Genomic DNA, 25,772 nt, shown 5'->3' with positions numbered 1-25,772 from the left:
CGCGACGCTGTAATCAGCGTGAAGAAGATCGGGTTCCTGTCCTTCGGACACTGGCAAGACGTTCCGGGCTCCAGCGTGCGCACCGGGCGTGACGCACTCCTGCAGAGCATCGACCTCGCGGTCGCAGCGGAGGAGGTCGGTGTCGACGGCGCCTATGTGCGCGTGCACCACTTCGCCCGACAGCTCGCGTCACCGTTCCCGCTGCTGGCGGCGATGGCGGCGAAGACCTCGACGATCGAACTCGGCACCGGTGTCATCGACATGCGCTACGAGAACCCGCTCTACATGGCCGAGGAGGCGGCGGCCACCGACCTCATCAGCGACGGCCGACTGCAGCTCGGCGTGAGCCGGGGATCACCCGAGACGGCCCTCCGCGGATCGGAGTCGTTCGGTTACGTGCCGGGCGACGATGAGACCGACGCGGACATCGCCCGCTCGCACACCGAGGTGTTCCGGGCGGCCATCGCCGGCGCGGGTGTGGCCCGCGCGAACCCGCAGATGACGGGGACCAACGGCCTGCTCGCGATCCAGCCGCAGTCGCCGGAGCTCGGCGAGCGCATCTGGTGGGGCGCCGGCTCGCGGTCCACGGCGGTGTGGACGGCGGAGCAGGGCATGAACCTCATGTCGTCGACGCTCCTCACCGAGGACACCGGCGTGCCGTTCGACGAACTGCAGGCGGAGCAGATCCAGATGTTCCGCGACGCCTGGACCGAAGCCGGTCACGAGTGGCAGCCGCGGGTCTCCGTGAGCCGCAGCGTCCTGCCGCTCATCGACGACGAGACGCGCCGCTACTTCGGGCTGCGCGCCCAGGCCGACTCGAAGGACCAGGTCGGACACCTCGACGGCGGACTCGCGCGTTTCGGCCGCAGCTTCATCGGCGAGCCCGACGTCATCGCAGCCGAGCTCGCGGCCGATGCGGCCGTCCAGGCGGCGGACACCGTCCTCGTCACCGTCCCGAACCAGCTGGGCGTCGACTTCAACGCGCGCATCCTGGAGTCGATCGTGAAGGACATCAAGCCGGCGCTCGGGTAGCCCCGGGGTTCACAACTCCTGCTGATCGCCCGTCGGCGGGCCGACCTGCGCACCCGGCGCTGCCCCCACGGTCGACGGCGGAGCAGCCGCAGGAGTTGTGGTCACCTCGCTCAGTCCGACAGCCCGGCGAGCGCCGCGGGCACCTGCCACGCGCCGGCCGCATCGCGTTCGAGCGAGAGCTCGGCCGTGATCGCCGGGCCGGCGGTCGGGAGCGGGGCCATGACGCGCGGCGTCGGAGCCCAGGTGACTTGGAGGCCCGCCGCCTGAAGCTCCTCCACGTCGAGCACGATGAGCACGAGCGGCAGCTGGAGCGACCCGTAGACGCGCTCGAGCACCTCGGGCAGTCGGTCGGCGGTCGTCGCGTGGACGAAGCCGACGTCGACGAACGGCACGGCTCGCGTCGACACCTCGTACTCGCCGAACGGCCGACTGGCCTCCCAGTCGTCGACGATCGCGACATGCAGGATCTTCGTCATCTCCACCCTCTCCATGTAATGAGACGTTACCGTATCATTAGGGCATGGAATCGAGACGTGGTCGCCCGACGGCAGCCGAACGCGAACATCGGCGCGACGCGATCCTCGACGCCGCCATCCGCCGGTTCACCGAGCACGGATACGGCGGGACGACGATCGAGGGGATCGCCGTCGACGCGGGCGTGACGAAGCGGACGATCTACACGTGGTTCGGCGATCTCGCCGGCGTGCTGACAGCGGCGGTCGAACGGCAGCACCGGTACCTCCTCGCAGCCGACAAGCCGGGCTCCGAGGCGGAGCCCCTCGAGGACGCGGCGACCCGGCTGGTCATCGCGCTGCACTCGGACGTCTCGATCGCGCTGCACCGACTCGTGATCGCGGAATCCCCACGGTTCCCCGAGGTCGCCGCCGGCTTCTACACCGCCGGCCCGGCCCGCTCGATCGCATTCCTCACCGGCCACGTCGGCGAGCGGGCGGAGCAGCTCTACACCCTGCTCCTCGGCGAACCGCATCGACGCAGGCTGCTCGGCCTGGCCGCTGCGCCGACGCCGAACGGAGCACGCGCACATGCCCGCGCGTGCCTGACACTGGTCGTCGACGAGTCGTCGGATGAGCAGAGCGCCGCGCTCAGCGGTCGAGCGTGACCACGTCACTCAGGCCCGCGGTCGCGTCGGCGGCCAGGACCCCGTCACGCGCGAAGTCGGCCCACATCTGACGCAGGAAGCGGCCGCGGCGGTCGACCTCGGCCCACGTCGCCGAGCCGATGAGCGCCGTCCGGCTCCACAACCGTTCGGTCCCGAGGAGGAGCGGCAGATCGGTGACGTGGGAGGCTCCGTAGGGACTGCCGGGCGGCGCCCAACTGAGCTCGTACCGGGTGGCCCGACCGCCGGATGCGCGATGCCGCTCGACGAACCTCCGGGCATCGCGCGTGTAGGTGAGGTGCGTCGTCGCACCGACGAGCGCCCGCCGGATCGGGTCGCCGACGATCGGCACCGAGGTCATACGAGCGAAGACCGGGATCAGCGGCACGTACAGCCGGGTCTCCTCCGTCGTCGAGCCGATGAGCACGTCGATGCGCGACGCGGCCTCCCGCCAGGCGGCGTCGCGGTCGGCCTCCGCCGGGAGCGGCGCGTGACCGTACTGGGTGCCGAACGCCATGCCGCCGCGCAGTCCGAACCGTCGCGCCGCCCGCTCCACCTGCTCTTCGAGCGCAAGCAACTCGACCACCGGGGTGTCCCGCGACGGGCTGCCAGCCGCCCGCATCATCGCGCTCGCCATCTTGGCCCGCCCGCTGCTGATCCCCAGGGGCGCGCTCTGGACGATGGCGCGCTGGAAGAGCCCCGCGGTGCCGTCGCTGATCATGAGGTGCGCGATCGCATCGCCACCCGCCGACTGGCCGAAGAGGGTGACCGCCCCCGGGTCGCCGCCGAACGCAGCGATGTGCTCGTGGATCCACCGGAGCGCGAGGACGAGGTCGAGCAGGCCGAGGTTCGCCGGGAGCGTCTCACCGTCGCCGAGGAAGCCGAGGATCCCGAGCCGGTACGTGACCGACACCACGATGACCCGCTGCTCGACGACCAGGTTGATCGGATCGTAGACGTCGAGGTCGCCGGCGCCCGTGACGTAGGCGCCGCCATGGATCCAGACCATCACCGGCAGCGACTCGTCCGGACGCACGTCCGCAGGGACCGTGATCGAGAGCGCCTGGCAGTCCTCCGAGTCGACCATCCCCTCGCCAGCACCCTCGAGGACGGCCTCGAGCACCCGCGAGGAGCGTTGCGGTGAGGCCGGCGCCCGCTCGAAGGCCCGGAACGGCACCGGATCGCCGTCGGTGCCGACGGGAAGCCCGATCGGCACCGGCACCTCGAAGCGCCCCGCGCGGGCGTACGGGATGCCGCGAGCCCGAACCACCGCGCCGTCGACCCGACCGAGGATCGTGCCGAGGGAGGTCTCGAAGCCGCGAGTGTCGGTCATCTGTCCACGCTATCCGTCGCTCCGGCTGAGTTGCCCGGAATCGCGCGTCTTCACGGCGAAATCAGACACTTCCGGGCGACTCAGCGCCGTCGTCTACGGGATGCGGATGTAGACCGGGTCGCCCCAGATCGACAGACGGTGCTGGACGTAGCGTCCCCAGTCGGGAGAGTCGTACATGCCGCCCGCGCCGTCGTAGATCGCGATGTGACCTTCCGGCCAGTAGAGCAGGTCGCCGGCGACGGCCTCCGACGCCGAGATCTGCACGCCCGACGCGGCCTGCGCACCGGCGCCGCGAGGCAGGGACACACCGAACGCCGCGAAGACGTACTGCACGTAGCCGTCGCAGGCGAAGCTGTCGGACGGGTCGTTGCCGTTGCCGTAGGGGACGACGCCGACGAACTGCGCCGCGTAGGCGAGGATCGCCTCGCCGGATCGGGCGACGGCGGGAGCCGCATACGTGCGTCCGGCCGAAGCCGACGCGGACGACGAGGAGGCGGCGGATGCACTCGCGGCCGCCTCGGCTGCGGCAGCTGCAGCGGCTGCCGAAGCGGCGTCGACCTCCTCCTGGCTGGTCGCGCCGTAGCCGTCGCGCACGAAGGGGACATCGGCTGCGGTCGACGGCACGGAGTACGACACCGACTGCATCGTCGCCGCAGAGGGAATCGCGCCACCGGTCGCCGCATCGACGTCGACGCCGGCAGCGGCCGCCGGCAGCGACACCGACACGAAGAGCCCGGTGGCGAGCGTCATCACCCCGAACGTGGCGAATGGCTTGGCGCGCTTCGCGAAGGAGCTCTTGGTGCGTGGGGCCGAGGGCCGCTTGGTGGGCACGAGGTCGACGTGGCGTCGCTCCTCCTCGGCGGAGGCGGTCCAGCTGGCGTCTTCGAGTCGAGCCGCGCGACGGGCGGCTCGCGGGCTGAGGGCCACGTGGCGGCCGCCGGTCCGGGCGGGGGTCGTGGGGGCCACTGCCGGAGTGTTCGGGTCGCGGCGCTCGAGGGCGCGCGCAGGGGTGGTGCTGGTCATGTGCGGGGTACCGTCCTGGGTCTCGGTCGCGTCGGGGGCGCGCTCGGTTCATGCTCGGTGGGTGCAGCATCGCCTCGGCAGAGCCGCCCCTCGATGACCGCGGTCGACCGGTTGCCCGATCCGAGGGAGGCGAAACGGCCACCCTACGTGGACGTCCCTGAGAGGATCCTCCGCTTGGCGTGGCCCGTGGAGGACCGATGAAGCCCGAATCGCCGATTTGCTAGCATCGTGCTAGCACTCCATTCCCACGAGAGGTGGCGACATGCCCACGGTGACCGTCCGGAATCTCGATGAGGACACGAAACGCGGTCTGCAACAGCTCGGCGCCTTGCACGGACGATCGATGGAGGCGGAGATCCGGGCGATCCTCGCCGCGGCCGTCAGGACGACGACGGCTGAGGATCTCCGCGCCGCCTCGGCCGCCGACAGCGGCCGACCGGGGCTGGCGGAGCGTATCCATCAGCGCTTCGTCGACCTCCACCTCGACGGTGAACTCGTCATCGAACTGCCCGACCGCACCACGACCACCCGACCGAATCCGTTCGACGATGCCGCGAGCGCCGACGCGGACGACCCGGCCCCGAGGTGATCATCCTCGACACGAACGTCGTCTCCGAACTGTTCAGGCCACGGCCCGACCCCACGGTTGCCCGGTGGCTCGACCGGCAGGACGAGGCCGACCTCCACCTCACCGCGATGACCACTGCCGAGCTCCTCGAAGGAGCCCTGCGCCTCCCTGCAGGCGCTCGCCGATCAGCGCTCGTCGGGGCCGTGGCGACCGTGCTCGACGCCGACTTCGCAGGACGCGTCCTCCCCTTCTCTGCGGAAGCCGCGCTCGATTACGCGGAGCTCATGACGACGCGACGCCGCTCCGGCAACCCCATCGGACCTCAGGATGCGGTCATCGCGGCCATCGCGAGATCCTCCGGCGCCGCGCTCGCGACGCGGAACACGCGCGCCTTCGCCGGTGTCGGCCTCCACCTCATCGACCCGTGGGTCCCCGACCACCTGGCATGACGCAGGGCGGCACCCGCCTCAGGACGGGTCGACGCCGACCGTCGACTGCCGGACGACGAGTTCCGGCTGGAAGACGATCTGCTCGGGCACGCGTCGAGCGCCCGCGTCCGCCTCACGGAGCAGGAGCTCGACGGCGGTGTGACCGATGAGCGCGCTCGGCTGACGGATCGACGACAGCGGGACGACCGCCGCCGACGCGAAGTCGATGTCGTCGTACCCGATCAGGGCGATGTCGTCCGGCACGCGCACCGAACCGAGCATGCTGAACGCCTGCAGGACCCCCATCGCGAGGAGGTCGTTGGCCGCGAACACCGCGTCGGGCCATTCGTCGCGAGGGCGGTTCCGGATGGTCTCGCCCGCGGAACGGCCCTGCAGGACCGTCAACGCGGTGGTCTCCACGACCTCGAGGGTGACCTCGGCACCACCGGCCGCGGCTGCATCGACCGCCTGACGCGCACCGGCGAGCCGGTCGACGACCTGCCGGAGCGACGACGGCCCACCCACGACCGCGATGCGCCGCCGACCGAGTCCGATGAGGTGCTCGACCGCGAGTCGCCCACCTGCGACGTCGTCGACGGCGACCGACGAGAAGCTCGTGTCGTCGGTCTGCCGGTCGACGAGGACCGTCGGCGTGCCACGGTCGCGCAGTCGGCCGAGCCGGGTGAGGTCGTCGCCGAGCGGGGTGATGAGCACGCCGGCGACCCGCTGTTCCTCGAAGAGGTCGAGGTAGGCGCGCTCGCGGTCGACACTCTCGTCGCTGTTGCCGAGCAGGACCGACCACCCTTCCGCATCGGCTCGATCCTCGGCGCCGCGGGCGACGTCGGTGAAGAACGGGTTGCCGACGTCGAGCACGACGAGGCCGACGCTGCGACTGCGTCCGGCGCGGAGCTGGCGGGCCGCGTCGTTCCGCACGAAGCCGAGCTCGTCGATCGCCGCGTGGACGCGTTCGACCGTGACGGGCGAGACCTTCTCGGGGCGGTTCAGCACGTTGGAGACGGTCCCGACCGAGACGCCGGCTCTCGCCGCGACGTCCTTCACGCTCGCGCTCACGGCTCCCCTTCGCCTGTCGGACTCGCCAGGTGACGCCGGGCGGGCTGGCTCATTGTCGCATGCAGTGACTCGTCGCGCCCGCGCAGGTTGCCCCGGTCGTCTCCGTCCCCAACTCAGGACTTCCCGGGCGCGGCGTTCCCGCCCGACCCTCGACACGCCGGGCGACTCCTGAGAACGGGCCACCCACCCGCATCCGTCCCCAACGCAGGAGTCCCCCGGCGCGGCGGCCCCGCCCGACCCCGACACGCCGGGCGACTCCTGAGAAGGGGCCGACGATCAGGCCAGGTCGACCGGTCGGGCCGTCGCGGCGGGCAGGGTGACGACGACCTCGAGACCGTGGCCGGGACGGTTGTGCAGCACGATCGCCCCACCCGCGTTGCGCGCGATGGCGGCGACGATCGCGAGCCCGAGACCGGAACCGTGCCCGGAGGACCGCGTCGCATCCGACCGGCTGAACCGCTCGAGCGCCCGCGGTTCGAAGGCCGGGTCGAGCCCTCCGGCGTTGTCCGACACCCGCAGCGTGAGCTGACCGCCCTCGTCGTCGAGGATGACCGACACCCGGCGCGGAGCACCACCACGCTCGGTGAAGGCCTGCAGCGCGTTCCCCGCGAGGTTGTCGACGACCCGACCGACATCGTCAGCGCGCACGGCGTACACCGCCGCGCCCTCCCCCGGCCCGCTCCCGGCGACCGCACTCACGTACTCGACCTCGATCCCGGCCAGCGCGTCGTCCGAGGCGACCCGGAACCGCGCGCGCTCGACCGCCTCGAGCACGTCGGCCTCCAGCCTGGCCGCGCTCGTCCGCTCCTCCGGCGTCGCCGCCTCGATGCGGGACAGCTCGAGCAGTGAGGTGACGAGCGCCGACAGCCGCGTCGCACTGCGCTCCGCCCCCTCGATGTCGGCGAGCAGCTGCTCGCGCGACGAGTCCTCGAGGCGCGCGAGTTCGAGCTGGGTGCGGAGGATCGCGAGCGGCGTCCGGAGCTCGTGACTCGCGTCGGACACGAGCTGCCGTTCGCGGTCCGCCGAGGCCCGCAGCCGCTCGATGAGGTCGTTGAGGGTGATCGCGAGCTGGGCGATCTCGTCGTCCGCGCGGCCGACCGGCAGCACCTCGTCCGTCGACCGTTCGCTGAGGCTCTGCGCACTCACCCGGAGCCGGGTGACGGGCCGGAGCGACACCGTCGTCAGGATCCACCCGCCGGCCGCCACACCGAGGACGAGGAGCGCGAAGGACCCGACGAGCAGGAGGCGCATCTGGACGAGGACGGTCGTCTCCTCGGCCTCGTCACGTCCGGCGATGACGTACCAGGTGTCGCCACCGACGGTCACGGGCTGTGACAACAGGATGTAGGTGGCGGAGCCGGCGTCGACCGTCGTGACCTCCCGCGTCGCGGCGAGCGCCGGGAGTTGCGCGGCGAGCGTCGTCGGCAGGCTGAAGACCGGGATGGAGCCGTCGGGGGCGATGACCGCGATGCGGGTGCCGAGGCCGGGTCCCTGGAGCGGGTCGTCGGGTCTCGCCTGCAGCGCGAACACGTACTGCGCACCGTCGCTGCGGAGCGCCTGGACGGTGCCGTCACGGACGATGCGCTCCAGCTGGGCGTTGATCGCGAGCCCGGCGACGAGCGACACGACGACGGCGATGAGCAGACTGCCCCCGGCGATCCGCGTGCGGATGCCGTGGTGCCGCGTCGACCGACGACGGTCCGCCGACACGCCCTCAGCTCCCTGCGGCGACGAGCGAGAACCCCACACCGCGGCTCGTCACGATGCGGACGCCAGCCTCCGCAAGGTCGAGTTTGCGACGGAGGCGGCTGATGTACTGGTCGACGACGTTCGGGTCGATGTTGTCGAAGGTCTCCCAGACCTCCCGCAGCATGGCCACCCGCGAGACGACGACACCCGGCTCGGTCGCGAGCACCCGGAGGACGTCGAACTCGGTCCCGCTCAGCGGCACGTCGTGGTCGCCGACGCGAGCCCGATGTCGGTGCAGGTCGAGCATCAGCCCGCCGACGTCCAAGCGGGGCTGCACGGTGAGCGCGTCCCGACGCCGGACCGCGCGGATCCGGGCGGCGAGCTCGGCGAAGGCGAACGGCTTGATCATGTAGTCGTCGGCCCCGGCGTCGAGCCCACGGACCCGGTCGTCCACGGCGTCGCGTGCCGTGAGCAGGATCACCGCGAGCGTCGGGTCGAGGCCTTTGAGCTCGCGGCAGACCGCGAATCCGGAGAGCCCGGGGAGCATGACGTCGACGACCGCGACCTGGAACCCCGCGTCGCCACCGGACGCCGCCGCGACCGCCTGCCGCGCGAGGTCCAGCGCGGTCGGGCCGTCGAACGCGGTCGTCACGTCGTGGCCGTCCGACCCGAGACCGCGGGAGATGAGGCCAGCCATCTCGCGTTCGTCATCGACGACGAGGATCCGCACGGTCGTCCTCCTTCGCCATCGAGCATCCACAGCCTAGGCGAGCCGACCGGGGCGCCGTTTCTGAAGGTCCTGTCAGGAACGACCGCTTCGCCTTGCCGCGCGCGATCGGGCGGCCATACAGTGCAGGTGCTCCCGACCCTGAATCGATTCACATCCCGCCGGGAGCGAGCCCCTCACCGTGGAGGAACGGACCCTCAATGACGATCGACCATCCAGCGCAGCCGACGCGCACCGAGCCCGCCGGGCGCAGCGCCCAGCCGGCGCTCTCCCTCGTCGGAGCCGCCAAGACCTTCGGCCCCGTCGTCGCCCTGGCCGACGGCACCATCCAGATCGAGGCCGGCGAGATCCACGCGCTCGTCGGTGAGAACGGCGCCGGGAAGTCCACGCTCGTGAAGATCCTCGCCGGGCTCTACACCCCAGATGCCGGCGACTTCACCCTCGCAGGGAAGCCCGTCGCCTTCCGCGGGGTCGCCGACAGCAAGGCCGCGGGCATCTCCGTGATCTACCAGGAGCCGACGCTGTTCCCCGACCTCACCGTCGCCGAGAACATCTTCATCGGCCGCCAGCCGAAGAACGGCCTGGGGCTCATCAGCACGGGCGCCATGCGGAAAGCCGCCCGCGCCCTGTTCGACCGCCTCGGCGTCCAGATCGACCCCGACCGCGTCGCCGAGGGCCTGTCGATCGCCGACCAGCAGATCATCGAGATCGCGAAGGCCATCTCGCTCGACGCCAAGGTCCTCATCATGGACGAACCGACCGCCGCGCTCTCCGGCGTCGAGGTCGACCGCCTCTTCCAGGTCGCCCGCTCCCTGCGCGACGCGGGCGCCGGCATCATGTTCATCTCCCACCGCTTCGAGGAGGTCTTCGCGCTGTGCGACCGCATCACGGTCATGCGCGACGGCCGCTACATCGCCACGCACGTCACGAGCGAGACCTCGGTCGACGCGATCGTCCGGCAGATGGTCGGCCGCGACATCGCCGCCCTCTTCCCCAAGCAGGACGCGGAGGTCGGCGACGCGGTCCTCGCCGTCGACGGGCTGTCGCGCGCCGGCGTCTTCTCCGACATCTCGTTCACGGTGCGCTCGGGCGAGATCGTCGCCCTCGCGGGACTCGTCGGTGCCGGGCGCACCGAGGTCGCCCGCGCCGTCTTCGGCATCGACCCCTACGACACCGGACGCGTCACGCTCGACGGCGAGCCGGTGAAGGCCGGCGACCCGCAGGCCGCGATCGACGCCGGCATGGGCTTCGTCCCCGAGGACCGCCGCAAGCAGGGGCTCGTGATGGACCTGTCGGTCGCCCGCAACGCGACCCTCACCCTCCGCCACCGGCTCGCGCGGTTCGGGATCATCTCCGGCCGCCGCGAACGCGAGGCGGCCGAGGAGTGGTCGGCCCGCCTCCAGGTGAAGACCGGCTCCCAGGAGTACGCGGTCTCCACCCTCTCCGGCGGCAACCAGCAGAAGGTCGTCCTCGCGAAGTGGCTCGCCACCGAGCCGACCTTCCTCATCGTCGACGAGCCCACCCGCGGCATCGACGTCGGCACGAAGAGCGAAGTCCACCGCCTCATCTCCGAACTCGCCGGCCGCGGCATCGCGATCCTCATGATCTCCTCCGAACTGCCCGAGGTCCTCGGCATGGCCGACCGCGTCCTCGTCATGCACGAGGGCCGGATCACCGCCGAGCTCACCCGCGAAGAAGCGACCCCGGAGACCGTGATGCACGCGGCCACCGGTTCCCTGGAAGGCGCACGATGACCGACACCACCACGAAGCCGGGCGGCGGCGGCCCCGTCACCATCGCGACCGAGCGCACGACCAACCCGATCGCGTCGATCGTGCGACTCCGGGAACTCCCGGTCACCATCGCGCTCGTCGTCCTCGTACTCGTCACCTACCTCGCGAACCCGCTGTTCCTGTCCGCACAGGGGGTGAAGGACCTCCTCCTCAACGCGACGATCATGATCATCCTCGCCGTCGGTCAGGCGCTCGTCATCATCACCCGCAACGTCGACCTGTCCGTCGGCTCGATCCTGGGGCTCGTCGCCTTCGCGACCGGCACGATGTTCGCGACGATGCCGCAGCTGCCGATCATCGCGGTGTTCGCCATCGCGATGCTGCTCGGTGCGGTGCTCGGTGCGATCAACGGTGCGCTCGTCACGATCGCGAAGGTCCCCGCCCTCGTCATCACCCTTGGCACGCTCTACATCTACCGAGGCCTGAACAACGCGTGGGCCGGTGGCACGCAGTACTTCGCCGACGACCGACCCGACGCGTTCGGGAACCTGTCCGTCGACACCGTCCTCGGCTTCCCGGTCATCACCCTCATCGCGATCCTCGTCGTGGTCGTCGTCGCCGTCTACATGGCCGGCGCCCGCTCCGGCCGCGACCTCTACGCGATCGGGTCGGACCCCGACGCCGCGAAGCTGTTCGGCATCCCGGTCGGCCGCCGCGTCTTCCTCGCCTTCCTGGCGAACGGGCTGCTCGCCGGGCTCGCCGGCGTGCTCTACGCCTCCCGCTTCAACTCGGTCGGCGCTACCACCGGGTCGGGCATGGAGCTCGACGTCGTCGCGGCGGCCGTCGTCGGCGGTGTCGCGATCTTCGGCGGCAGCGGCTCCGTCGCCGGTGCCGCGATCGGCGCGATCCTCCTCACCACCATCACGAGCGCCCTCACCGCCCTGCGCGTCGACAAGTTCTGGCAGCAGGCGATCGTGGGCATCCTCATCCTGGCCGCGATCATCATCGACCGCGTCGCCAGCCTCCGTACGGCCAAGAAACTGCGAATGAGCGAGGCACGCGATGTCTGATCTGAAGACCCCGGCAGCCCCGAAGGCTCCGTTCACCAAGGGCTCCGGCCCGCTCGGCACCGACACCACCGGCGTGCTCGTGGCCGAACCGAAGGGCCGCACCGGCGCCTCGCGCATCCTGCTCGGCCGCGACGCGATCATGATCTACGCGCTCCTCGTCGTCGTCATCGGCGCCTGCCTGCTCATCCCGCGGTTCGCCTCCGCCGTCACGGTCGGCTTCCTCCTCCTCGACGTCATCCCGATCCTCCTCATCGCGATGCCGATGACGCTCGTCATCATCACCGGCGAGATCGACCTGTCCGTCGCGAGCACCGCGGGCCTCACGAGCGCCGTCATCGGTGTGCTGTGGGCCGGCGGCGGGATGGACATCGGCGTCGTCCTCCTCATCGGGCTGCTCGTCGGAGTCGTCGCCGGCGCGTTCAACGGCTTCCTCATCGCCGTGGTCGGACTCCCGTCCCTCGCGGTGACGATCGGCACGCTCGCACTGTTCCGCGGCCTCGCGCTCGTCGTCATCGGCGACAACGCGGTCGCGAACTTCCCGCCCGAGCTCACCGCGTTCTTCACGTCGAAGATCGGCTCGACCGGCATCCCCGTGGTCATGGTCGGGGTCCTCGTCGTCGTGCTCGCCTTCGGGGTCATCCTGCACCTGACCCCCTTCGGCCGCGGGCTCTACGCGCTCGGGTACAGCACGGAGGCCGCGAGCTTCGTCGGCATCAAGGTCGCGCGGTCGAAGTTCTGGCTCTACGTCGCGACCGGCGGTGTCTCGGCCCTCGCGGGGGTGTTCTGGACGCTCCGCTACTCGAGCGCCCGCAGCGACAACGCCTCCGGGCTCGAACTCGCCGTCATCGCGGCCGTGCTCCTCGGCGGCGTCTCGATCTTCGGCGGCAAGGGGTCCATCCCGGGTGTCGTCGCGGGTGTGCTGCTCATCGGCACCATCAACTACGCGCTCCGACTCGGCCGCGTCTCCGACGTCGTCCTCATCATCGTGACCGGGACCCTGCTGATCGCCTCGGTGGTCGGCCCCAGTATCTTCGAATCCGTCAAGCAGTGGAACCACCACCGACGGATCCGACGCAGCCTGCCCCAGCACTGATCTCCCGATCGGCGCAGCCCTCGGGGCACCCCACGCCACAGCACCAGGCGTATCCAGAAAGGAACAGACAATGCAGTCGATTCGAAACCGCGCAGCAGGCCGTTCGGCCCGTCGCGCAGCGGCCCTCATCGCCGCAGCAGCCTCCCTCGCACTCATCGCGACGGGGTGCGCCACCGGCGACTCCGCGGGATCAGGTGGTGGAGGCGGAGCCGCGGAGAGCATCACCTTCATCCCCAAGCAGCTCAACAACCCGTACACGGACGTCGTGCTCGGCGGCGGCAAGGACGGCGCGAAGGCGGCCGGCTTCAGCGCCACCGAGGTCGTCGGCCCGCTCGAGGCGAGCGCGTCCAGCCAGGTGTCGTTCATCAACGCCGAGACCCAGGCCGGCACGAACGTCATCGTCATCGCGGCGAACGACCCCGACGCCGTCTGCCCCGCCCTCAAGGAGGCCCGTGACGGCGGCGCGAAGATCGTCGCCTTCGACTCCGACACCAGCAAGGACTGCCGCGACGTCTTCATCTCCCAGGTCGTCGCCAAGGACGTCGCCCTAATCCAGACGAAGCTCATCTCCGAGCAGATCGGTGGCTCGGGCGAGATCGCGATCCTCTCGGCCACGGCCAACGCGACGAACCAAAACGAGTGGATCGCGTACATGGAGGAGGAGCTCGCCTCCAACCCCGACTACAAGGACATCAAGCTCGTCGCGAAGGTCTACGGCGACGACGACGACACGAAGTCGTTCCAGGAGGCCCAGGGTCTGCTCCAGGCGCACCCGAACCTCAAGGGCATCATCTCGCCCACGACGGTCGGCATCGCCGCGACCGCCCGCTACCTCTCCACCTCGGAGTACAAGGGCAAGGTCGCGCTGACCGGCCTCGGCCTCCCGAACGAGATGCGTCCGTTCGTGAAGGACGGCACCGTCACCGCGTTCGCGCTGTGGGACCCGGCTCAGCTCGGCTACGTCGCCGCGTTCGCCGGCAAGGCACTCGCCGAGGGCACGATCACCGGCAAGGAGGGCGACACCTTCGAGGCCGGCGACCTCGGTGAGCGCGAGGTCGGCGCCGACGGCACCGTCATCGTCGGCCCGCCGACCACCTTCGACGCGTCGAACATCGACAAGTACGACTTCTGACCCGTTCACAATTCAGGACCGCCTCGGCGCGTCGCTCTCGGAATCTCGGTTCCGGGAGCGACGCGCCGTTCGCGTCCTGAATTGCGAACGACGGCCGGGGTGTGGTCAGGAGCGATCCGTGCCGAGGCGGGGACCGTCGTCGGTGCCGAGGCCGTCGTCGCGCTTCATCTCCAGCTCGAGCTTGCGGATACGCTCGGCGTCCTCGGCGGCCTGGATCTCGCGCTCGAGGGCCGCGAGCTGTTCCTCCGTGCTGCTGACGGCACGGTCGGGCTGCGACGGCGAGGGCGTCGCGGTCGACGAGGGACCGCGACCAGGGCCCCACGAACCGGACGTCCGCGACTGCTTCCGGCCACGGCGTTCGGGGAGCTTGATCCGGCTCGTCGACCAGTCCTTGCCGAGCAGGAACCACAGGGCGACGCCGATGAGCGGGATGAAGACGATGAGCAGCACCCACACGATCTTGGGCAGGTTGCGCACGACGGGCTCGGGCTGACCCACCACGTCGATGAGCGCGATGATCGTGAGGACGATGAGCAGCAACGACAACACGAACATGTCGTCAATCCTAGGCAGACCACCGGTGGATTCGGCCAGGATGGTCGCATGAAGACCATCCCCCTGCCCCAGACCGACCTGACCGCGTCCAGCATCGTCCTCGGCCTCATGCGGATCGAGGACCTCGACGACGAGGCCATCCGCGCCCTGTTCCACACCGCACGCGACGCCGGCGTCACCGTGTTCGACCACGCCGACATCTACGGCTCGGAGCGTCACGGGTGCGAGCGTCGCTTCGGCGACGCCGTCACCCTCACCGCCGCCGAGCGCGAGCAGGTGCTCATCCAGTCGAAGGTCGGCATCCGGAAGGGCTTCTTCGACTTCTCGGAGGAGCACATCCTCCGCACCGTCGACGAGTCGCTCGCCGCCCTCAAGACGGACTACCTCGACCTCCTGCTCCTCCACCGCCCCGACAGCCTCGTCGAGCCGGAAGAGGTCGCGTCGGCGTTCGACGCCCTGCAGGCTTCGGGCAAGGTCCGGAACTTCGGCGTCTCCAACCACACGCCGGCGCAGGTCGAGCTGTTGAAGGGCTCCGTCGAGCAGCCGCTCATCGTCAACCAGGTGCAGCTGAGCATCACCCACGCCCCGATCATCGCGTCGGGCGTCGCCGCGAACATGGCCGGCCTCGACCAGTCGATCGACCGCGACAACGGGATGCTCGACTACAGCCGCCTGACCGGCATGACCCTGCAGGCGTGGTCGCCGTTCCAGGCCGGCTTCTTCACGGGTGTCTTCATCGGTGACCGCGAGCACTACGCGGAGCTGAACGACGTGCTCGACGAGCTCGCGGCCGCGCACGGCGTGACGCCGTCCGGCATCGCGACCGCGTGGATCACCCGGCACCCCGCGAACATCCAGGTCGTGCTCGGCACCACCAAGCCGTCGCGCGTCGAGGAAGCGGCCGCAGGTTCCGACGTGTCCCTGTCGCGTGAGGAGTGGTACCGCCTCTTCACCGCCGCGGGCCACACCCTCCCGTAGCGGTCGCATCCGGACCGTTCTCAGGACTTCCGCGGCGTGTCGGGTGGAGATCGCCCCACCACACCGAAGGAGTCCTGAGAACGGGACGAGGGTCGCGCCGGTACGCTCGGAGAGGAATACGGAGGGCAGCATGGCGAAGCACGACATCGGGTTCGCCGCCGTCGCCAGACTCGCCGGCGTCTCGAACGCGACCGTCTCCAACACGCTCAACCGCCCCGAGATCGTCGCCCCCGCAACGCGCGAGCGCGTGCTCGCCGCGATCGAGGAACTCGACTTCGTCCCCAACCGCGCCGCCGCCACCCTGCGGCAGGGCACGAACCGGCTCATCGGCCTCGTCATCCCCGACATCGCGAACCCGTTCTACTCGGCGATCGCCCGCGGGGTCACCGAGGCCGCGGCCGGACACGGCTACACGGTCGCGCTCTGCGTGAGCCACGACGACCCGGACCTCGAACTCCGGCACTTCGAGATGCTCGCCGAGCACCGGGCTGCCGGCGCACTCGTCGCTCCATTGACCGCCGACGCCTCCCGACTGGCCCAGCTGCGACGGGTCGGCAGCCGCCTCGTGCTCATGGACCGAACCGCCCCCGAGGGCACCGGCTGCTCCGTCGCGATCGACGACGTGCACGGCGGGGAGCTGGCGGTCGCCCACCTGCTCGCCGGTCCCACCCCGGCGTCCGACGGGTCGATCGTGCTCGTGAACGGCGACCTGGCGATCCCGCAGTGCGCCGACCGACGCGAGGGTGCCCGGAACGCGTTCATCGCGGCCGGGCTCGACCCCGACGACCTCCGCGAGGTCACCGTGGATGAGATGACCGTCGACGCGGGGCGCATCGCTGGTCGTCGGATCGCGGCGCAGACACCGCGTCCGACCGGCGTGTTCTGCACGAACGACCAGCTCGCGCTCGGCGTCATCAGGGGGCTGAACGACGGCGGTCTCGCGGTGCCCGACGAGGTATCCGTGGTCGGCTACGGTGATCTCGCGCTCGCGGCCGACGGGCGGGTGCCGCTCACGACGGTCGAGCAGCCGAAGGACGAACTCGGGCGCATGGCCGTCGAGATCCTCCTCGCCGAGCTGGGCACCGACCGCGCGTCGCACGAGCACGTGACGCGGACGCTCGAGCCGCATCTCGTCGTCCGCGAGTCCGCTCCCCTGCCCGCCTGAGCGGCGGCGAGGCTGGACGCGGGGGTGATGCCCGGGTACAGTCGTCATCAGGATTTAATCGATTAAATAATCCCATGCCCCGCACTCACCCAAGGATCGACGATGACCCACACCGCAGCAGCCGCCCACCCGCTCCTCACCCCGAAGGCACGACGGAAGCCCCGCATCGGCCTCGTCGCCGGCGGCCTCGGCACCTACTGGCCGCAGTTCCCGGAGCTGCTCCCTCAGCTCCAGGCGTCGGCCCGGTACGTCTCGGGCCGCTTCCAGCAGATGGACGCCGAGGTCGTCGACGTCGGCTTCATCTCGGACGCACAGGAGGGCGACGCCGCGGCGGAGCGGCTTCGACAGGGAGACTGCGACCTCATCGTCCTGTTCCTCACCACCTACCTCACCTCCTCGATGGTCCTGCCGATCGCCCAGCGCGCGAACACCCCGGTCCTCGTCATCGACCTGCAGCCCACCGAGCGGATGGACCACACGAGCTTCGACACCGGCGCGTGGCTCGCCTACTGCGGGCAGTGCCCGGTACCCGAGGTCGGCAACGTCTTCCGTCGGGCAGGCATCCCGTTCCGCTCGGTGTCGGGGTGGCTGCGTCAGGAATCGGCGTGGGACCGCATCTCGCAGTGGATCCGGGCGGCGCACGTCCGCGCTGCCCTCCGTCACGCCCGCCATGGCCTCATGGGGCACGTCTACCCCGGCATGCTCGACGTCTCCACCGACCTCACGCTGCTGCCGGCGACGTTCGGCTCGCACGTCGAGGTCGTCGAGTTCGACGACCTCCGCGTGCTCGTCGACGAGGTGACCGATGCCGAGGTCGTCGACCGCATGGCTGTCGCCCGGGAGATCTTCACCCTCGACGACACGGTGGTCGAGGACGACTTCGCGTGGGGAGCGAAGGTGTCGGTCGGGCTCGACCGGCTCGTCGACGAGTTCGCGCTCGACAGCCTCGCCTACTACCACCGCGGTCGCGACGGCGAACAGCACGAGCGGCTCGGTGCCGGGATGATCCTCGGCGCGTCCCTCCTCACCGCTCGCGGCATCCCCACGACCGGCGAGTACGAGCTGCGCACGACTGTCGCGCAGCTCGCGACCCAGGTCATCGGCGCCGGTGGGTCGTTCTGCGAGATCCAGGCCTTGGACTTCGTGGACGAGGTCGTCGAGATGGGGCACGACGGACCGGCGCACCTCGCCATCAGCTCCCGCGATCCACTCCTGCGTGGCCTCGGGGTCTACCACGGCAAACGCGGCTGGGGTGTGAGCGTCGAGTTCGACGTGCGGCACGGGCCCGTCACGCTGCTCGGGTTGGGGCAGGACCGCGACGGCTCGCTCGCCTTCGTCGCGTCGGAGGGCGAGGTCGTCCCCGGCCCGCTGCTCGCGATCGGCAACACGACGAGCCGTGTCGACTTCGGGCGCGACCCGGGCGTCTGGGTCGACGAGTGGAGCGCGACCGGCATCGGTCACCACTGGTCGCTGTCGCTCGGGCACCGGGCGGCGGACTACCGGGCGGCGGCGAGCCTGCTGGGGATCGACTTCCGCCAGGTGTGAGGCACCGTCGGCCCCTCAGCCGAACCCGGCCCCTCAGCCGAACCCGGTCCCTGAGCCGAACCCGGCCCCTCGGCCAACCCCGGCCCCTCAGCCGAACCCGGTCCCTGAGCCTGTCGAAGGGCGCGCACGACAGGACGGATCAGAGCACGGCGCGAAGACGCTCCACCGCGGGCTCGACCACGGCGATGGGTGCCGGGCGCTGCAACCCGTCCAGGGCCACGGCCAGGCGACGGGTGGCGCGATCGACGTCGCCGTCACCCGCACCGAGTTCGCGGATCGGGGCGAGCAGTGCCGCACGTCGCAACCAGGGCTCGTCCTGCATCCAGCGGTCGAGGACGGTCTCGGCTTTGGTCCGGGCCGTCCCGTCGAGGCGTTCCAGGAGCGGTCCGATGACGTCGGTGGCCAGCGGGTCGGCGAGCTCGGGCACCCGGCCGGCGCGGACGAAGCCCTCGATCCGTGTCAGATCGGTGTGCTTGAGCACCGGCACGCTCGACTGCAGCAAAACGACCGCCGCCAGTCGGCGCTCGAAGACCGGCTCGGCCCACAGCTCCGAGGCGAGGGCCGTCAACTCGTCGTGCTCCAGCCCGCGGAACTTCCGGAGGGCGTCCCGCACCGTGCCGCGCACGGCACCGACCGAGGAGCCGTAGGACCGGAGCCCGCCGCCGAGCCGCTCGGCGACGTCCGCTGCGCGGTAGCCGTCGCCCTCGTATTGGAGCGCCGCGTCGACGAACTCCCCCGCAGCACTCATCCCACCATTCTCACCCCTGACGCCGGGTACGGTGGAGCGATGACCGTCGTGATCGTGGGACTCGGACAGCTCGGCTCGGACGTCGCCGGGAGGCTCCTCGCCCGTGGTGAGGACGTCGTCGGCGTGAAGCGCACGGCACCCGAGCCGACCCCGGCCCCCGAGCGCCCCTCGGCCCCGGAGCCGGCCGAGGGGCGCTTCACCCTCCAGCTCCGCGACCTCACCGCCTCCGCCCCCGACCTTCCTGCGGACACGACCGCCATCGTGGTGGCCCTTGCGCCGCAAGCGCGCTCGGTCGAGGCCTATGACGCCCTCTACCGCGACGGTATCGGGCACCTCCTCGCTGCCGTAGCCGCACTCCCCGGCACCCCACCCCGCATCCTGTTCGTCTCGTCGACCGCGGTATGGGGCGAGGACGGTGGGGAGACGATCGACGACACCACACCGGCCGTCCCGACCACCGGCACCGCGCGCGCGCTGCTCGCTGCCGAGGAGGCCGTCCTCACCGCCGTGCCCGAGGCGAGCGCCATCCGGTTCGGCGGCCTGTACGGTCCGACGGCCACGATGTTCGTCGACCAGGTCCGCGACGGCCGTGTCACCCGGCCCTCCGGCTGGACCAACCGCATCCACCGTGACGACGCCGCTGCCGTGATCGTGCACCTGCTCGACCTGCCGGCGGCATCGCTCCCGCCGGTCGTGGCGGGCATCGACGAGGAGCCGGTCCTGCTGTCGACGGTCGCCGATTTCCTCGCCGATCGACTGGGCGTCGTTCCCCCGACGCTCGACGACGCCGGTCGCACCCCGGAAGAGCCGCACCGCGGCAAGCGCATCACGGCAGCCGCCCTCCGCGACACCGGATTCACCTACCGCTACCCCACCTACCGCGAGGGCTACTCGGCGCAGCTCCCCTGATCGGACGACCAGAGCGGGTCACGGCTGCTTCGTCACCTCGGCCATCGCCCGTCGACCGGACGGCACGAGCACGGCGACGGCGAGCACCACGAAGGTGAGCACGCCGGCGACGACGAGGAGCACTTCGACGGAGACGACGTCGGCGAGCGGCCCGAACACGATCATCCCGAGCGGCATCGACACCGCCATGACGATGCCGACGAACCCGAACACGCGACCCTGCCGCTCCGGTTGGACGCGCTCCTGCAGCAGGGTCATCGATGTCGTCGAGAAGAACGGCACCGCGATCCCGAGCAGGAACATGAAGCCGAAGAAGACCCAGAGGTTGGTCGAGAGTCCGAGCCCGATGGACAGCGCCCCGAACACCACCGAGGACCCGACGATGAGGAGCACGCGGTTCTTGGTGCCGCCCCAGATCGCGATGATGGCTCCGCCGCCGACCATGCCGACGCTGAAGGCGAGTTCGTTCACGGTGAGCATCCAGACCTCGTCGCCGAAGGTGCGGGCGATCATGAGCGGCGTGAGGTAGGACGGCGCGACGACCAGCAGGAACACGATCGCGAAGAGGATGAGCAGCCAGCGCACGAAGCCGTGGTGCCAGACGTATCGCACGCCCTCGGTGAGGTCCGCGAAGTAGCCGGGGCGCTCGCCCGACCGCACGAGCGTCCGCACCGGCACGAGCAGCAGCAGCCCGATCCCGATGGCGGCCGTGACGACGTCGACGAAGAAGATCGCGACGAGCGACGCACTCGCGTACAGCGCGCCGGCCGCAGCCGGGGCGACGAGCATCATGGCCGACTGAATGGATCCGTTGATGCCGTTGACCCGCATGAGCTTGTCCGTCGGCGTGATCTGCGGAATGAGCGCCGACACCGCCGGCATCTGGATGCCCGCGCCGACCGAACGGATCGCGAGCGTGAGGAAGATGAGCCAGAGGTCGGCGGCGCCGTTGATGAGGAAGATCGCCAGCGCGAGGGTCGTGATGGCGATCGACCCGTCGGCCGCGATGATGAGCAGTTTGCGGTTCATGCGGTCGGCCCACACCCCGCCGAAGATCGACACGACCGCCTGCGGCAGGAACCCCGCGACGGCGGCGAACGCGAGCACGACACCGGACTTCGTCTCGAGCGTGAGGTGCCACATGATCGCGTACTGCACGAGCATCGAGCCGAACAGTGAGACCGTCTGTCCGGACAGGAACACCGCGACATCGCGACGCCAGCGCGGGCTCTCCGAGGCGACGGTCGTCTCCTCCGAACCGTCGGAACCGTCGATCGTGGGTGCATCGGGTGGCGCGTCGTCGGCAGCCATGCGATCCACGCTAGGGACTTCGCTCCGGGGTGTCCAGGGGTGATCGGCGCAGACGACGGGCGCGCCCTGACCATCGAACGGTCGATGCACCCTGTCCAGACCTTCAGACCGCCGACCATCCGGTCCGTTGACCCGAGGCCGATCGCCCGGATACGCTGCTTGCGATCCTCTGAATCGATTCAGAGCGTCCGTGAACCGAACCGAAAGGTGCGCCTCGATGACGAGTGCCCGACCCCTGCACCGCGTGTGCTTCCAGCTCCAGGTCAAACCCGAGCGCCTCGCGGAGTACCGCGAACGCCATGCCGCCGTCTGGCCCGACATGCTGCGGGCCCTCGCCGACACGGGCTGGTACAACTACTCGCTCTTCGTCCGCGACGACGGCCTCCTCATCGGGTACTTCGAGACGGCATCCCTCGAGGCCGCCCAGGCCGGCATGGCCGAGACCGAGGTCAACGCCCGCTGGCAGGCTGAGATGGGCGAGTTCTTCGTCGACCTCGACCTCCCGCCGGACCAGGGCTTCCTCCAGCTCACCGAGGTGTTCCACCTCGAGGATCAGCTCGCCGCCCTGCACGAGTAGCATCATTGAAACGATTCACGTATGCTGCAACCAGCGCCGTGAACGCGCCTCAGACCACCGGAACACGCACAGAGAAGTGACCATGACCAGTTTCGACACCATCACCCCCCTGCTCGAGAAGCAGGCCATCGAACTCCCCTCCTGGGCGTTCGGCAACTCCGGCACCCGCTTCAAGGTGTTCACGACGCCCGGCACCCCTCGGACGCCCGAGGAGAAGATCGCCGACGCCGCCAAGGTGCACGAGTTCACCGCCCTCGCGCCGAAGGTCGCACTCCACATCCCGTGGGACCTCGTCGACGACTTCAGCGCACTCCGTCGCTACGCCGAGGACCACGGCGTCGCGCTCGGCACGATCAACTCGAACACCTTCCAGGACGAGGACTACAAGTTCGGCAGCCTGACCCACAGCAACCCGGCGATCCGTCAGAAGGCGATCGACCACCACTTCGCCTGCATCGACGTCATGCACGCGACCGGCTCGCAGGACCTCAAGATCTGGCTCGCCGACGGCAGCAACTACCCGGGCCAGCAGGACATCCGCGGCCGGCAGGACCGCTTGGCCGACTCGCTCCAGCAGATCTACGCCCGCCTCGGCGAGGAGCAGCGGCTCGTGCTCGAGTACAAGTTCTTCGAGCCGGCGTTCTATCACACCGACGTCCCCGACTGGGGAACGTCCTACGCCCAGGTGGCCCAGCTCGGCGACCAGGCCCTCGTCTGCCTCGACACCGGCCACCACGCGCCGGGCACGAACATCGAGTTCATCGTCGCCCAGCTCCTGCGCCTCGGGAAGCTCGGCTCGTTCGACTTCAACTCGCGCTTCTACGCCGACGACGACCTCATCGTCGGTGCAGCCGACCCGTTCCAGTTGTTCCGGATCCTCTACGAAGTCGTCCGCGGCGGCGGCCTCGACGACGACTCACCGGTCGCGTTCATGCTCGACCAGTGCCACAACGTGGAGGACAAGATCCCCGGGCAGATCCGCTCGGTGCTGAACGTGCAGGAGATGACCGCGCGCGCACTGCTCGTCGACCGCGACGCACTGACCGCGGCGCAGGAGGCTGGTGACGTCCTCGGCGCGAACGGCATCCTCATGGACGCGTTCTACACCGACGTCCGCGGGCCACTCGCCGCCTGGCGCGAGAGCCGCGGCCTGCCGGCCGACCCGTTCGGCGCCTACCTGGCCTCCGGCTACCAGCAGCAGATCGCCGAGGAGCGCGTCGGCGGGACCCAGGCGAGCTGGGGCGCGTAGGCACACCCGAGCACGACGAAGCCCCGCGACCATCCCGGTCGCGGGGCTTCTTCCACATCTGGACGTTCACAACTCAGGACGCGCGCGGCGTGTCACCCGGGCGCGCCGACCGAGTTCGCCGACGCGCCGGAACGGACCTGAATTGCGAACCGACAGAGCCGACTACTTCGCGAGGAAGGCGAGCAGCTGCTCGTTGACCTCGCGGTAGTGGGTCCAGAGCATGCCGTGCGGCGCGCCCTCGATCTCGACGTACTCGGCGGAGGGCAGCGCCTTGGCGAACACGCGACCGGTGGAGTCGATCGGCAGGACGCGGTCGCCGGTGCCGTGCACGATGAGCGACGGCACGTCGATCTTCGCGACGTCGGCCCGGAAGTCGGTCAGCCAGGTCGGCTGAGCCGCTACCGAGGCGTACGGCGATGCGTCGTAGGCGAGCTGCGTGTTGGCCCGCAGCGCCTCCTCGCTCAGGCGCGAGCCGAGGTTCTCGTCCGTGTTGAAGAAGTTCTCGAAGAAGCTCGTGAAGAACGCGTAGCGGTCGTCGGTGACGGCGGCGAGGAGCCCGTCGAACACGTCCTGCGGGACACCCGTCGGGTTGTCGTCGGTCTGGAGCAGGTAGGGCTCGAGCGATCCGAGGAAGACGGCCTTCGCGACGCGCTCCGATCCGTAGGTGCCGAGGTAGCGGCCGACCTCGCCGGTGCCCATCGAGAAGCCGACGAGGACCGCGTCGTGGAGGTCGAGCCCGTCGACGACGGCCTTGAGGTCGGCGGCGAAGGTGTCGTAGTCGTAGCCCTCGGTGGGCTTGGAGGACTTGCCGAAGCCGCGGCGGTCGTAGGTGATGACGCGGTAGCCGGCGTCGAGGAGCGCCGCGGTCTGCTTCTCCCACGACGAGCCGTCGAGGGGGTAGCCGTGGATGAGGACGACGGGCTGGCCGCTGCCGTGATCCTCGACGTAGAGCTCCACGGCGGTGCTGTTCTCGGTTCCGACGGTGATGAACGACATGGTTCGATTCCTTTCGTCTTCGGCGTCCGGACTCGTCGCCCGGTTCCACGCCCCGAATTGAGAACGATCGTTCTCTTCGGTGTCCATCAGCATAGGGAACGATCGTTCTCAATGCAAGTACACTGATGGAATGACCAGCGAACAGACGATGACGATCGCGTCGCCGAGCCCGGCGGCCGCACCCGCGACACCGGCATCCGTGCGCGACATCATCGTCGACGCCGCCGACCGCCTGTACTACGCGAAGGGCATCCAGTCCGTCGGTATGGACGAACTGCGCTCGGCGGCCGGCGTGTCGTTGAAGCGCCTGTACTCAGAGTTCCCGAGCAAGGAGGACATCGTCCTCGCGGTCATGGAGCGCCGGCACGAGCTCTGGACCACCGGCGTGAGCACGCTCGTGGACGACGCCGAGACACCCCGCGACCGACTCCTGGCCGTCTACGACTACCTCGCTGGCTGGTTCAGTGACGACTCGTTCCGCGGCTGCGGGTTCATCAACGCCTTCGGGGAGCTCGGGGGCGTCTCGCCGGCGGTCGCCACCATCACCCGCGAACACAAGGCCTCCTTCCAGGACTACGTCGCCGACCTCGTCGCCGACGCCGGCGCGCCAGCATCACTCGCTCCCCAGCTCGCGATCCTCGCCGAGGGCGCCCAGACCACCGCCGCCATCACCGGCTCGCCCGAGGCCGCCCTGCACGCTCGTCGCGCCGCCGAGACGCTCATCGACGCCGCCTCCTGAATCACCCGTACGCTCGTGATGCACGGCGGTCCACAACTCAGGACGCTCGCGGCGCGCCGCGCACGCCACGCCGCGTCACGTCGGCGACGCGCCGGGGTGGTCCTGAGTTGGGAACCGTCCGACGACCTCCCCGCTGTGACATCCTGTTGAGACGGACACGAACAGACACGTCCGACACCGATGGACAGGGGGTGCGGCATGGCCACGACCGGCACGCTCGGCGCTGAGGAACGACGGACCCGGCTGACGGCGATCCTCGAACGCGACGGCAGCATCCGCCTCGACGACGCGGCTGCGGAGCTCGACGTGTCCTCGATGACCGTGCGACGCGACCTCGCCGACCTGGAGCAGCTCGGCCTGGTGCGGCGCGTCCGGGGCGGCGCCATCCCGACCCTGCGACCGCGGACCTTCACCGAACGGTCCGCGACGGGCGTCCGCCAGAAGGGCGCCATCGTCGAGAAGCTCCGGTCACTCATCCCGACGGACGGCGCGATCGCGATCGACGCCTCCAGCACGGCCGGTGGCATCAGTCGGCTGCTCGGCGAGTCGACCCTCACGGTGGCGACCAACTCCTACCCGAACTTCCTCCTCGCCGGCGCGAACCGCGAGGTCACCGCGATCCTCGTCGGCGGCCAAGCCGAGTCGCGCACCGACAGCTTCATCGGCCCCATCGCCTGCCAAGTGGCGTCATCGGTCCTCTACCGGCGCTTCTTCCTGTCGGCCGCCGCCGTCGACCCGACCGTCGGCAGCTCGGAGGTCACCCTCGAAGAAGCGCAGGTCAAGCAGGCGTTCGCCCGCGCCTCCGACGAGACGATCCTCGTCGCCGCGGCCTCGAAGCTGGGGCAGCGCGCGATGGCGGTCGGCTTCGCCCTCACGGACGTCGACCTCCTCGTCACGGAACTCGACCCCGCCGACCCCGCGCTCGACGCCTACCGCAACGCCGTCGAACTCCTCTGACCACCACCCGCCCCACCGTTCACAACT

Annotated in this window: 26 protein-coding genes; 16 read left to right on the top strand and 10 right to left on the bottom strand. The window is 70.2% G+C overall.

Going from position 1 to position 25,772, the window contains the following annotated elements; translation table 11 throughout:
* The first annotated feature begins 12 nt into the window (after window positions 1-12).
* Window positions 13-1,032, top strand: coding sequence for an LLM class flavin-dependent oxidoreductase (locus QRN19_RS17150; RefSeq protein ID WP_285028417.1), 1,020 nt, complete (start codon window positions 13-15; stop codon window positions 1,030-1,032).
* Between the two features lie 110 nt (window positions 1,033-1,142).
* On the opposite strand, the gene QRN19_RS17145 is transcribed toward QRN19_RS17150, so the two are convergent.
* Window positions 1,143-1,508 carry a DUF952 domain-containing protein gene (locus QRN19_RS17145; RefSeq protein ID WP_285028394.1) on the bottom strand — a complete coding sequence of 122 codons (366 nt, stop codon included), beginning with the start codon at window positions 1,506-1,508 and terminating at the stop codon, window positions 1,143-1,145.
* Window positions 1,509-1,552: 44 nt separating this feature from the next.
* Here QRN19_RS17145 and QRN19_RS17140 point away from each other — a divergent pair, with 44 nt between their 5' ends.
* Window positions 1,553-2,152, top strand: a complete 600-nt coding sequence (locus QRN19_RS17140) for a TetR/AcrR family transcriptional regulator (protein WP_285028393.1) — start codon at window positions 1,553-1,555, stop codon at window positions 2,150-2,152.
* Here the strand turns inward: QRN19_RS17140 and QRN19_RS17135 are convergent.
* Together QRN19_RS17135 and QRN19_RS17130 are read right to left on the bottom strand one after the other, a co-directional pair.
* Complete coding sequence (locus tag QRN19_RS17135) at window positions 2,136-3,482, bottom strand: carboxylesterase family protein (protein WP_285028391.1); 1,347 nt, start codon at window positions 3,480-3,482, stop codon at window positions 2,136-2,138. The two genes, QRN19_RS17140 and QRN19_RS17135, sit on opposite strands and share 17 nt — an antisense overlap.
* Window positions 3,483-3,575: 93 nt before the next feature.
* Window positions 3,576-4,505 carry a C40 family peptidase gene (locus tag QRN19_RS17130; RefSeq protein WP_285028390.1) on the bottom strand — a complete coding sequence of 310 codons (930 nt, stop codon included), beginning with the start codon at window positions 4,503-4,505 and terminating at the stop codon, window positions 3,576-3,578.
* 262 nt (window positions 4,506-4,767) lie between these two features.
* On the opposite strand from QRN19_RS17130, the gene QRN19_RS17125 reads away from it, so the two are divergent.
* Complete coding sequence (locus tag QRN19_RS17125; protein WP_285028389.1) at window positions 4,768-5,094, top strand: FitA-like ribbon-helix-helix domain-containing protein; 327 nt, start codon at window positions 4,768-4,770, stop codon at window positions 5,092-5,094.
* Complete coding sequence (locus QRN19_RS17120; protein WP_285028388.1) at window positions 5,091-5,522, top strand: type II toxin-antitoxin system VapC family toxin; 432 nt, start codon at window positions 5,091-5,093, stop codon at window positions 5,520-5,522. The genes QRN19_RS17125 and QRN19_RS17120 overlap by 4 nt, the downstream gene beginning before the upstream one ends.
* Window positions 5,523-5,540: 18 nt before the next feature.
* Here QRN19_RS17120 and QRN19_RS17115 read toward each other — a convergent pair whose 3' ends face one another.
* From QRN19_RS17115 to QRN19_RS17105, 3 genes are all read right to left on the bottom strand, one after another.
* Window positions 5,541-6,572, bottom strand: a complete 1,032-nt coding sequence (locus QRN19_RS17115) for a LacI family DNA-binding transcriptional regulator (RefSeq protein WP_285028387.1) — start codon at window positions 6,570-6,572, stop codon at window positions 5,541-5,543.
* A gap of 276 nt (window positions 6,573-6,848) precedes the next feature.
* The gene (locus QRN19_RS17110; protein ID WP_285028386.1) at window positions 6,849-8,282 is read right to left on the bottom strand and encodes a sensor histidine kinase; all 1,434 of its coding nucleotides are present in this window, start codon (window positions 8,280-8,282) and stop codon (window positions 6,849-6,851) included.
* Between the two features lie 4 nt (window positions 8,283-8,286).
* Window positions 8,287-8,991: a response regulator transcription factor gene (locus tag QRN19_RS17105; RefSeq protein ID WP_285028385.1), complete on the bottom strand. Its 705-nt coding sequence runs from the start codon at window positions 8,989-8,991 to the stop codon at window positions 8,287-8,289.
* Window positions 8,992-9,188: 197 nt separating this feature from the next.
* Here QRN19_RS17105 and QRN19_RS17100 point away from each other — a divergent pair, with 197 nt between their 5' ends.
* The 4 genes from QRN19_RS17100 (at window position 9,189) to rhaS (ending at window position 14,016) form a co-directional block, all read left to right on the top strand.
* Window positions 9,189-10,742: a sugar ABC transporter ATP-binding protein gene (locus tag QRN19_RS17100; protein WP_285028383.1), complete on the top strand. Its 1,554-nt coding sequence runs from the start codon at window positions 9,189-9,191 to the stop codon at window positions 10,740-10,742.
* Window positions 10,739-11,791 carry an ABC transporter permease gene (locus tag QRN19_RS17095; RefSeq protein WP_285028382.1) on the top strand — a complete coding sequence of 351 codons (1,053 nt, stop codon included), beginning with the start codon at window positions 10,739-10,741 and terminating at the stop codon, window positions 11,789-11,791. The genes QRN19_RS17100 and QRN19_RS17095 overlap by 4 nt, the downstream gene beginning before the upstream one ends.
* Entirely contained in the window at window positions 11,784-12,884 is a 1,101-nt protein-coding gene (locus QRN19_RS17090) for an ABC transporter permease (protein WP_285028380.1), read from the top strand. Before QRN19_RS17095 ends, QRN19_RS17090 begins: the two co-directional genes overlap by 8 nt.
* Before the next feature lie 70 nt (window positions 12,885-12,954).
* Window positions 12,955-14,016 carry a rhamnose ABC transporter substrate-binding protein gene (rhaS, locus tag QRN19_RS17085; protein WP_285028379.1) on the top strand — a complete coding sequence of 354 codons (1,062 nt, stop codon included), beginning with the start codon at window positions 12,955-12,957 and terminating at the stop codon, window positions 14,014-14,016.
* A gap of 105 nt (window positions 14,017-14,121) precedes the next feature.
* Here the strand turns inward: rhaS and QRN19_RS17080 are convergent, their stop codons facing one another.
* The gene (locus QRN19_RS17080) at window positions 14,122-14,571 is read right to left on the bottom strand and encodes a PLD nuclease N-terminal domain-containing protein (RefSeq protein WP_285028378.1); all 450 of its coding nucleotides are present in this window, start codon (window positions 14,569-14,571) and stop codon (window positions 14,122-14,124) included.
* 48 nt (window positions 14,572-14,619) lie between these two features.
* On the opposite strand from QRN19_RS17080, the gene QRN19_RS17075 reads away from it, so the two are divergent.
* The 3 genes from QRN19_RS17075 (at window position 14,620) to QRN19_RS17065 (ending at window position 18,259) form a co-directional block, all read left to right on the top strand.
* Complete coding sequence (locus QRN19_RS17075; protein WP_285028376.1) at window positions 14,620-15,549, top strand: aldo/keto reductase; 930 nt, start codon at window positions 14,620-14,622, stop codon at window positions 15,547-15,549.
* Between the two features lie 130 nt (window positions 15,550-15,679).
* The gene (locus QRN19_RS17070; RefSeq protein ID WP_285028375.1) at window positions 15,680-16,714 is read left to right on the top strand and encodes a LacI family DNA-binding transcriptional regulator; all 1,035 of its coding nucleotides are present in this window, start codon (window positions 15,680-15,682) and stop codon (window positions 16,712-16,714) included.
* 102 nt (window positions 16,715-16,816) lie between these two features.
* Window positions 16,817-18,259: an L-fucose/L-arabinose isomerase family protein gene (locus tag QRN19_RS17065; RefSeq protein WP_285028374.1), complete on the top strand. Its 1,443-nt coding sequence runs from the start codon at window positions 16,817-16,819 to the stop codon at window positions 18,257-18,259.
* A gap of 139 nt (window positions 18,260-18,398) precedes the next feature.
* Here the strand turns inward: QRN19_RS17065 and QRN19_RS17060 are convergent, their stop codons facing one another.
* A complete protein-coding gene (locus tag QRN19_RS17060; protein ID WP_285028372.1) occupies window positions 18,399-19,007 on the bottom strand; it encodes a DNA alkylation repair protein in 609 nt (202 codons plus the stop codon).
* Window positions 19,008-19,046: 39 nt separating this feature from the next.
* Between QRN19_RS17060 and QRN19_RS17055 the strand changes: the two genes are divergently transcribed.
* Window positions 19,047-19,916: an NAD-dependent epimerase/dehydratase family protein gene (locus QRN19_RS17055; protein WP_285028370.1), complete on the top strand. Its 870-nt coding sequence runs from the start codon at window positions 19,047-19,049 to the stop codon at window positions 19,914-19,916.
* Window positions 19,917-19,934: 18 nt separating this feature from the next.
* On the opposite strand, the gene QRN19_RS17050 is transcribed toward QRN19_RS17055, so the two are convergent.
* Entirely contained in the window at window positions 19,935-21,227 is a 1,293-nt protein-coding gene (locus QRN19_RS17050) for an MFS transporter (protein ID WP_285028369.1), read from the bottom strand.
* A 217-nt stretch (window positions 21,228-21,444) separates the two neighbouring features.
* On the opposite strand from QRN19_RS17050, the gene QRN19_RS17045 reads away from it, so the two are divergent.
* Entirely contained in the window at window positions 21,445-21,804 is a 360-nt protein-coding gene (locus QRN19_RS17045; protein WP_285028368.1) for an L-rhamnose mutarotase, read from the top strand.
* A gap of 82 nt (window positions 21,805-21,886) precedes the next feature.
* The gene (rhaI, locus tag QRN19_RS17040) at window positions 21,887-23,053 is read left to right on the top strand and encodes an L-rhamnose isomerase (protein ID WP_202938747.1); all 1,167 of its coding nucleotides are present in this window, start codon (window positions 21,887-21,889) and stop codon (window positions 23,051-23,053) included.
* Between the two features lie 162 nt (window positions 23,054-23,215).
* Here rhaI and QRN19_RS17035 read toward each other — a convergent pair whose 3' ends face one another.
* A complete protein-coding gene (locus QRN19_RS17035; RefSeq protein ID WP_285028366.1) occupies window positions 23,216-24,049 on the bottom strand; it encodes an alpha/beta fold hydrolase in 834 nt (277 codons plus the stop codon).
* 148 nt (window positions 24,050-24,197) lie between these two features.
* On the opposite strand from QRN19_RS17035, the gene QRN19_RS17030 reads away from it, so the two are divergent.
* Window positions 24,198-24,788: a TetR/AcrR family transcriptional regulator gene (locus tag QRN19_RS17030; RefSeq protein WP_285028414.1), complete on the top strand. Its 591-nt coding sequence runs from the start codon at window positions 24,198-24,200 to the stop codon at window positions 24,786-24,788.
* 198 nt (window positions 24,789-24,986) lie between these two features.
* A complete protein-coding gene (locus QRN19_RS17025) occupies window positions 24,987-25,745 on the top strand; it encodes a DeoR/GlpR family DNA-binding transcription regulator (RefSeq protein ID WP_285028364.1) in 759 nt (252 codons plus the stop codon).
* The last annotated feature ends 27 nt before the right edge of the window (window positions 25,746-25,772 follow it).

It is taken from the genome of Plantibacter sp. ME-Dv--P-122b (genome assembly GCF_030209375.1).
GTDB lineage: Bacteria > Actinomycetota > Actinomycetes > Actinomycetales > Microbacteriaceae > Plantibacter.
The sequence above is the reverse complement of the archived record's forward strand: the minus strand, read 5'-3'. Positions and strand labels throughout refer to the sequence as shown.

Bases quoted from the DNA above. Each gene is read 5' to 3' on its own strand.
- QRN19_RS17065 (WP_285028374.1), top strand. From the start codon at position 16,817: ATGACCCACACCGCAGCAGCCGCCCACCCGCTCCTCACCCCGAAGGCA.
- QRN19_RS17045 (WP_285028368.1), top strand. From the start codon at position 21,445: ATGACGAGTGCCCGACCCCTGCACCGCGTGTGCTTCCAGCTCCAGGTC.
- QRN19_RS17090 (WP_285028380.1), top strand. From the start codon at position 11,784: ATGTCTGATCTGAAGACCCCGGCAGCCCCGAAGGCTCCGTTCACCAAG.
- QRN19_RS17130 (WP_285028390.1), bottom strand. From the start codon at position 4,505: ATGACCAGCACCACCCCTGCGCGCGCCCTCGAGCGCCGCGACCCGAAC.
- QRN19_RS17135 (WP_285028391.1), bottom strand. From the start codon at position 3,482: ATGACCGACACTCGCGGCTTCGAGACCTCCCTCGGCACGATCCTCGGT.
- QRN19_RS17050 (WP_285028369.1), bottom strand. From the start codon at position 21,227: ATGGCTGCCGACGACGCGCCACCCGATGCACCCACGATCGACGGTTCC.
- QRN19_RS17145 (WP_285028394.1), bottom strand. From the start codon at position 1,508: ATGACGAAGATCCTGCATGTCGCGATCGTCGACGACTGGGAGGCCAGT.
- QRN19_RS17075 (WP_285028376.1), top strand. From the start codon at position 14,620: ATGAAGACCATCCCCCTGCCCCAGACCGACCTGACCGCGTCCAGCATC.
- QRN19_RS17070 (WP_285028375.1), top strand. From the start codon at position 15,680: ATGGCGAAGCACGACATCGGGTTCGCCGCCGTCGCCAGACTCGCCGGC.
- rhaS (WP_285028379.1), top strand. From the start codon at position 12,955: ATGCAGTCGATTCGAAACCGCGCAGCAGGCCGTTCGGCCCGTCGCGCA.
- QRN19_RS17125 (WP_285028389.1), top strand. From the start codon at position 4,768: ATGCCCACGGTGACCGTCCGGAATCTCGATGAGGACACGAAACGCGGT.
- QRN19_RS17140 (WP_285028393.1), top strand. From the start codon at position 1,553: ATGGAATCGAGACGTGGTCGCCCGACGGCAGCCGAACGCGAACATCGG.
- QRN19_RS17080 (WP_285028378.1), bottom strand. From the start codon at position 14,571: ATGTTCGTGTTGTCGTTGCTGCTCATCGTCCTCACGATCATCGCGCTC.
- rhaI (WP_202938747.1), top strand. From the start codon at position 21,887: ATGACCAGTTTCGACACCATCACCCCCCTGCTCGAGAAGCAGGCCATC.
- QRN19_RS17055 (WP_285028370.1), top strand. From the start codon at position 19,047: ATGACCGTCGTGATCGTGGGACTCGGACAGCTCGGCTCGGACGTCGCC.
- QRN19_RS17100 (WP_285028383.1), top strand. From the start codon at position 9,189: ATGACGATCGACCATCCAGCGCAGCCGACGCGCACCGAGCCCGCCGGG.
- QRN19_RS17025 (WP_285028364.1), top strand. From the start codon at position 24,987: ATGGCCACGACCGGCACGCTCGGCGCTGAGGAACGACGGACCCGGCTG.
- QRN19_RS17060 (WP_285028372.1), bottom strand. From the start codon at position 19,007: ATGAGTGCTGCGGGGGAGTTCGTCGACGCGGCGCTCCAATACGAGGGC.
- QRN19_RS17095 (WP_285028382.1), top strand. From the start codon at position 10,739: ATGACCGACACCACCACGAAGCCGGGCGGCGGCGGCCCCGTCACCATC.
- QRN19_RS17030 (WP_285028414.1), top strand. From the start codon at position 24,198: ATGACGATCGCGTCGCCGAGCCCGGCGGCCGCACCCGCGACACCGGCA.
- QRN19_RS17035 (WP_285028366.1), bottom strand. From the start codon at position 24,049: ATGTCGTTCATCACCGTCGGAACCGAGAACAGCACCGCCGTGGAGCTC.